Raw genomic sequence first — 6,261 nt, forward strand, 5'->3', positions numbered from 1 at the left:
GGGCTGCCGGACGGCAGCCCCCTCCCTTTATGCGGCGGAGTTACTTCTTCGAAGCAGAAGTGCGCTCTCCGCGGCGTTCGCGCAGGATAGTCAGACGGTCCTGCAGGATCGTTTCCAGCTCTTCAATGCTGCGGCGTTCCAGCAGCATGTCCCAGTGCGTACGCACCGGCTTGTCGTTGCTGGTGTCCGGCTTCTCGCCGTCGACCAGGAGGGCTTCCTTGCCGGTCTTGGATACCCAGACCGGAGGAACGTCGGCCTCGGCGGCGAACGTCACGAATACCCGTTCGCCGTCCTCGCAGCGGTATTCCACCCGCTGGCGGGGAGCCGGCTCAACGCCGGATTCAGTCTCCATGCTCTGCGCGCCAAGGCGCATACCCCGCAGGCTGCGATCGCTCATCTTTTCTCCCTCTTCAGTCCGAAGGATCCACAGGGGACCCATCTGTAGTGCTGTTGGTACCGTTCCGCTCCGGTACCTTCACGTGTGTGTCGCCGAGCCGTCGAACGCAGAGGCTGCATCCGAGTTCCTGTGCCGTCCCGCAGGCGGCCCAATGAATTCAACGCCGATTTCGCGCCAAATGTTCCAACGCGAACGTCCGCGACCGGTTTCAATGGGCGGGCCAAGGGACAGACCCCGGCAAACAACCAATTATACCGGCCGCGGACGGCTTCGCTAACCGCGGCAGCTAGCGCTGAACGTCGGGGGAGTCGGCGAGGGTCGGAGCTTCCGCCGTGGGAGCGGCTGTTGTCGGACCGGATGCGGCCCCGGCGGTGTCCGGAACCGATCCGTTGGCCGCGGAAGCAGCCGGCGTGCTGCCGTTGGCTGCCGGCATGTCGGGAACAAAGTTCCCCAATGCGCTGCCGACGCCCTTCAGCGCCTCGCCCAGCTCACTGGGGATGATCCAGAGCTTGTTGGAGGTTCCTTCCGCCAGCTTGGGCAGGGTCTGCAGGTACTGGTACGCCAGCAGGTTCTGATCCGGGCGGCCCTTGTGAATGGCCTCGAAGACCTTGTGGATGGCCTGGGATTCGCCGTCGGCCCGGAGGATGTCGGCTTTCGCATCACCTTCCGCAGCGAGGATGGCAGCCTGCCGGCGGCCTTCCGCGTTCAGGATCTGGGCCTGCTTGGTGCCCTCGGCCGTCAGGATGGTTGCGCGGCGTTCGCGCTCGGCACGCATCTGCTTCTCCATGGAGTCCTGGATCGACAGGGGCGGTTCGATGGCCTTGAGCTCCACCCGGGACACCCGGATGCCCCAGCGGCCGGTGGCTTCGTCAAGGACGCCGCGCAGCTGGCCGTTGATGCGGTCGCGCGAGGTCAACGCTTCTTCGAGGTTCAAGCCACCGACCACGTTGCGCAGGGTGGTGGTGGTCAGCTGCTCCACCGCGTGGATGTAGTTGGCAATTTCGTAGGTGGCGGCACGCGGATCGGTGACCTGGAAGTAAACAACCGTGTCGATCGAGACCACGAGGCTGTCTTCGGTGATCACCTGCTGCGGAGGAAAGGACACCACCTGTTCGCGGAGGTCCAGCAGCGGCAGCAGCCGGTCCACAAACGGAATCAGGATGGTCAGGCCCGGGTTGAGCGTGCGCTGGTATTTACCCAGCCGCTCGACGACGCCGGCGCGTGCCTGCGGAATGATCTTGACCGATTTCACCAGGATGACCAGGACAAAAATTATCAGTACAGCCAGAATGATGATGAGGCCGGTGGTTCCGGGACTCATATTCCCCCTTCAGGTTTTGGCGGACCCGAGCGGGCTCGCCTGGTTCTGTGCCGGCGGCGGCTGCCGCCGGATAAAAACGCCGTCTCCGGCGGTGGTTCCTCAGCGCTGTTCGCTGCCGCGCTCGTCAGTGGGCCTGGCATCCGATGGATGCGCCTCGGTGGAATGGGCACCGGAAGGGGCGGGAACGACGACGGCGGTGGCCCCGTCGATGCGGGTCACCAGGACCGGTGCGCCGGCGGTCAGGCTGGAGCCGTCAGGCGTGCGCGCGGTCCAGATGTCGCCGCCGATCTTAACGGTTCCGGCGGTGCCGGAGACGGCTTCCAGGGTGAGCGCCGGTGCGCCGATGAGGCGGTCAATGTTGGAGCGCTGGTCCTTGGGGCCCCGGTCCAGGTGCTTCAGCGCCAGCGGCCGGACGAGGACTATCATCAGCAGCGCCACGATGCAGAAGACCACGACCTGCAGAAACAACGGCGCTCCGAAGAGGGCTGCCAGCATGGCACCCAGGGCGCCTACTGACAACATGGCGAAAAAGAGGTCGAGGGTCAGCGTTTCGATGGCGGCCAGGGCCAGGAAGAGCACGAGCCAGACGGCCCAGCCGTAGTCAAGCAGCCATTGGTATACGTCCTGCATATCGTTCCCTTCGGCTCCGCAGGCTATGGGCCGGCGGTCGGGTTGTGCGGGCGGTGTTGCCCATTCTGCCTGAAGCGGACCGGTTTTGTCCGTGCAACACCGTTGCCGACTATAACGTTTGGGTGCCGCTTTCCGTGTCCGGCGTCATACTCCGGCCCCTCGGGGGAGTTCCGCTGCCCGAAAGAGCTGGAGCGAAAACGCTGCCGTGACGGGGACGGGGCCGGTGAGCTGGGCAAGGTTTCCGGCGAGGGCCTCCCGGTCCAGGTGGCGGGCGGAGGGTCCCATGAGGGCGACATTGCTGATGTCGGCCGCGGAGAGCTGCATGCGGTATTCGCAGTGCAGGGTCCGTTCCGGGCGGAAATGTTCCTCCAGGGCACCCGTGACCCGGGATTCCTTCTCGTCGCCGATCTCCAGCATCCCGGCCAGGGTGCGGATTTCCTGCAGATGCGCCGGTTGCGGCGTGACGACGGCCAGGACCCCGTTCCCGCGCAGCACGCGCCGGAATTCCGCGGCGTTGCGGGGTGCAAACACGTTCAGCACTGCATCCACCGAGGCGTCCGCCAGCGGCAGCGGGCGCCACACATCCCAGACGAGGCAGCGGGCCGCCGGCAACGCCCGCGCGGCGCGCCGCAGTGCAAACTTTGAAATGTCCAGGGCCACCGCGTCAGCGGCCGGAAGCCTCTCCGTGACAACGCCCAGGTAGTAGCCGGTGCCGGCGCCGGCGTCGAGCACTGTTGGCGCTTCGGGGGTGGCAGCGGCCACCAGGCCGGCGAGCTCGTCAGCCATCGGCCGGTAATGTCCGGCGGCCAGGAAATCGACCCGGGCCTGCACCATCTCGGCGGTATCGGCCTGGAATTTGGTGCCGGAGCCGGTGAGCAGGTTGAAGTATCCCTGCCGTGCGGCGTCGTACCGGTGCCCGCCGGGGCAAGTGAGGACGGGGGCGTCGCCTGCTCCCGGGGAGGCCAGAGGCCCGCGGCAGACGGGGCACAGCAGGGACACGGGAGCAGGGGGCATCCTTCCATCTTAGGTGCGCCGCTGCGGCGTCCGGGAATTCCCGCGGTAGTAGGCTTCACCGGGTGAAACCAAGTGACCTGAATCTCCTGCACTCTGTCTCTGTTCCTACAATCCATCCGGACGGCACGCGGGCGGTGGTGTCAGCAACCCGGCCCGACTTCGCCGCTGACGCCTACGTGGGCCAGCTCTGGTCAGTGCCGCTGGGCGGCGGAACTCCGCGGCGCATCACCCAGGGCTTCGCGGACACCCAGCCGCGTTTCTCGCCCGACGGCGAAGTGCTCGGATTCCTCCGCTCCGTTCCCGGCGGCAAACCGCAGCTGTACGCCGTTCCCGCCGCAGGCGGAGAGCCGGTCCGGCTGACCGACTCCAAAATGGGCGTGAGCTGGTTCCGTTTCTCCCCGGACTCCGCCCAGCTGGTGTTCTCGTCCCGGGTTCCGGCGCACGGGCGGTACGGCACGGTCGACGGCGTTGGCCCCGGCGCCGAGGACCCGCGGCTCATCAGCAGCTACAAATACCGGGCCAACGGCGCCGGCTACACGGCGGACAAGCGGGTGCAGGTCTTCCTGCTGGACCTGCCCGCCCTGGATGCCGAGCCCTGGATCGCACCGGTTGGACGGGCCAAGGAGGCCTCCGGACAGGCCGGGGACTCGGCTGACGGCGGCATCGGCGGGGGCTTCCCCGAGGCCCGCCAGCTGACGCATGCCGACGCCGACGCCACGGCACCGGTGTTCTCCGCCGATGGAAAGCACGTTCTGTTCACCGTGGCGCTGCACTCCGGCGCAGACGAGGACCTGGTCTCGGACATTTACGCCCTGGCCCTGACCGGGACCGAACCGGAACGCCTGACGAACACTGCAGTTGAAAGTGAAACGCTCCTGGGAGTTTCGGAGCCCACCCCGAGCGCCGACGGGCAGTGGCTGTACTTCCTGGCCCAGGACCTTTCCGGCACCGGCAAGGACTTTGTGGCCCGCAACACTGCCCTGTACGTGCTGCCGGCCGGTTCGGACGGTCCGGCCCGGCGGCTCACCGACCCGGAGGATACCGATCTGGCGGAAGGCGGCATCGTGCCCGCGGGGGAGTCGGAGGTGTTGGTGTTCAACCGCACGCGCGGCTCCGTTGAACTGCTGCAGATTGATGCCGGGGGTGAGCGCCGGGTGCTGGCCTCCGGCCCGCTCGTGGTCCAGGGCGCAGCGGCGGCGGCGGGCGCCGTCGTCGTCAGCTATGCCGACGGCACCACGATGGGGGAGGCGGCGCTGCTGGAAGCGGGCGGGCTGCGGCCGCTGACTGATTTTTCGGCGCAGCTGCGGAAGGACACCAGGGTGGCTCCCGCGCTCGAGGAAATCCACCCGTCCCGGGACGGTTATCCGGTGCACGGCTGGGTGGTCCTGCCCGAGGGTCCGGGCCCGCATCCGGTGCTGCTGAACATCCACGGCGGTCCGTTCGCACAGTTCGACTGCGCCTATTTCGACGAGGCGCAGGCGTACGCGGCTGCCGGCTACGCGGTGGTGCAGTGCAACCCCCGCGGTTCCGCAGGTTACGGACAGGCGCACGGCCGGGTTATCAAGGAAGCCATGGGAACCAGGGACCTGGACGACGTCCTGGCCTTCCTGGAGGGCGTGCTGGCAGCGCATCCGGAGCTCGACGGCGCCCGCTTGGGAGTCATGGGCGGCTCCTACGGCGGCTACCTGAGCGCCTGGACGACGGCGAACGACCACCGGTTTACCGCAGCCATCGTGGAACGCGGCTTCCTGGATCCGCTGTCCTTCACCGGATCGGCGGACATCGGCTGGTTCTTTGGTCCCGAGTACACCGGCACCAACACTGATCAGGTGCTCGCCCAGAGCCCCATGGCCCGTGTTGGTGACGTGCGCACCCCCACGCTGGTAATCCACTCCGAGGAAGACCTGCGCTGTCCGGTGGAGCAGGCCCAGCGTTACTACACCGCCTTGAAACAGCACGGCGTTCCGGCGGAGCTGCTGCTGTTCCCCGGCGAGAACCACGAGCTGTCCCGGGCCGGAACTCCGTGGCACCGGCGGCAGCGCTTTGAGCACGTCCTGCGCTGGTGGGAGCAGTGGCTGAAGCCGGGCAACGCGTAAGCCGCCCGGAAGCCTAGAAGCCCAGGATCCGCTGGGCCTCGTCGATGGACGGCGAGGCCCAGCGGCGCAGGTATTCGGCGTTGCTGCACAGTGAGCGGGTCAGGACCTTGTCCACGTAGACGGTGCCGTGCAGATGGTCCGTTTCATGCTGGACAATCCGGGCCTGCCAGCCCTGGAAGTCCCGGCGCACGGCAGCGCCGTCGGAGTCGGTGAAGTGCAGCGAGACGGATCGGGCACGCGCCACGACGCCCTGATAACCGTTAAAGGAGAGGCAACCCTCGAAAAACTCTGCAGTCTCCGCGCCCACCGGCGTGTAGCGGGGATTGATTGCAGTGAAGAACGGCAGGGGGTGGCGGTCGCGGACGTCGGTGATGTCCGGATCGGCGTCGAACCGATCTTCCAGGACGGCAATCTGCAGCGGGATGCCCAGCTGCGGCGCTGCCAGCCCAACGCCAGGAGCGGCATGCATCACCCGGCGCATCAGGGTGATGAGTGCACTGAGCTCTCCGGCGGTCAGCTGCCCGTCGTAGGGAAGTGCGGGCTGGCGGAGAGCGGGATGTCCCAGTTGGACGATCGGCGGCAGCTCCGTTTCCAGCAGTGGAAGGACCAGATCGCGGATGCGGGGAGTTTCTGTGGGCACCGCCCCATCCTAGTTGCCTTCCGCCGTGATCAGGCCAGCTGCTGGACCTTCACGGGTGCCGACTGACACTGAATGAGGCAAAAAAGAACCGGCCCGGGGGGCGCGGCGGAGCCGCGGGCACCCCGGGCCGGGGGGCCGTGGTCCCATCCCTACGAGTGCACCC

The 6,261-nt window shown here is 67.3% G+C and carries 6 protein-coding genes; 1 reads left to right on the plus strand and 5 read right to left on the minus strand.

Features of this window, described 5'->3' with window-relative positions; all coding sequences use genetic code 11:
• Positions 1–40: 40 nt before the first annotated feature.
• The 4 genes from QNN99_RS07480 to QNN99_RS07495 all read right to left on the minus strand — a co-directional run bounded on the left by QNN99_RS07480 (position 41) and on the right by QNN99_RS07495 (position 3,362).
• Complete coding sequence (locus tag QNN99_RS07480) at positions 41–397, minus strand: RNA polymerase-binding protein RbpA (protein ID WP_229965838.1); 357 nt, start codon at positions 395–397, stop codon at positions 41–43.
• A gap of 286 nt (positions 398–683) precedes the next feature.
• The gene (locus QNN99_RS07485; protein ID WP_229965839.1) at positions 684–1,718 is read right to left on the minus strand and encodes an SPFH domain-containing protein; all 1,035 of its coding nucleotides are present in this window, start codon (positions 1,716–1,718) and stop codon (positions 684–686) included.
• Positions 1,719–1,817: 99 nt separating this feature from the next.
• On the minus strand, positions 1,818–2,348 hold the full coding sequence (locus tag QNN99_RS07490) for an NfeD family protein (RefSeq protein WP_229965840.1): 531 nt from the start codon (positions 2,346–2,348) through the stop codon (positions 1,818–1,820).
• Between the two features lie 144 nt (positions 2,349–2,492).
• Positions 2,493–3,362 carry a methyltransferase domain-containing protein gene (locus tag QNN99_RS07495; RefSeq protein ID WP_229965841.1) on the minus strand — a complete coding sequence of 290 codons (870 nt, stop codon included), beginning with the start codon at positions 3,360–3,362 and terminating at the stop codon, positions 2,493–2,495.
• A gap of 62 nt (positions 3,363–3,424) precedes the next feature.
• Here QNN99_RS07495 and QNN99_RS07500 point away from each other — a divergent pair, with 62 nt between their 5' ends.
• On the plus strand, positions 3,425–5,458 hold the full coding sequence (locus QNN99_RS07500) for a S9 family peptidase (RefSeq protein WP_229965842.1): 2,034 nt from the start codon (positions 3,425–3,427) through the stop codon (positions 5,456–5,458).
• A 13-nt stretch (positions 5,459–5,471) separates the two neighbouring features.
• Here the strand turns inward: QNN99_RS07500 and QNN99_RS07505 are convergent, their stop codons facing one another.
• The gene (locus tag QNN99_RS07505) at positions 5,472–6,098 is read right to left on the minus strand and encodes a peptide deformylase (protein WP_229965843.1); all 627 of its coding nucleotides are present in this window, start codon (positions 6,096–6,098) and stop codon (positions 5,472–5,474) included.
• Between the last annotated feature and the right edge of the window lie 163 nt (positions 6,099–6,261).

The sequence above is a fragment of the Arthrobacter sp. zg.Y820 genome (assembly GCF_030125555.1).
Lineage (GTDB): Bacteria > Actinomycetota > Actinomycetes > Actinomycetales > Micrococcaceae > Arthrobacter_B.

What these genes read in the sequence shown, in the direction of transcription:
- QNN99_RS07480 (WP_229965838.1), bottom strand. Translation starts at nt 397, where the DNA reads ATGAGCGATCGCAGCCTGCGGGGTATGCGCCTTGGCGCGCAGAGCATG.
- QNN99_RS07495 (WP_229965841.1), bottom strand. Translation starts at nt 3,362, where the DNA reads ATGCCCCCTGCTCCCGTGTCCCTGCTGTGCCCCGTCTGCCGCGGGCCT.
- QNN99_RS07490 (WP_229965840.1), bottom strand. Translation starts at nt 2,348, where the DNA reads ATGCAGGACGTATACCAATGGCTGCTTGACTACGGCTGGGCCGTCTGG.
- QNN99_RS07485 (WP_229965839.1), bottom strand. Translation starts at nt 1,718, where the DNA reads ATGAGTCCCGGAACCACCGGCCTCATCATCATTCTGGCTGTACTGATA.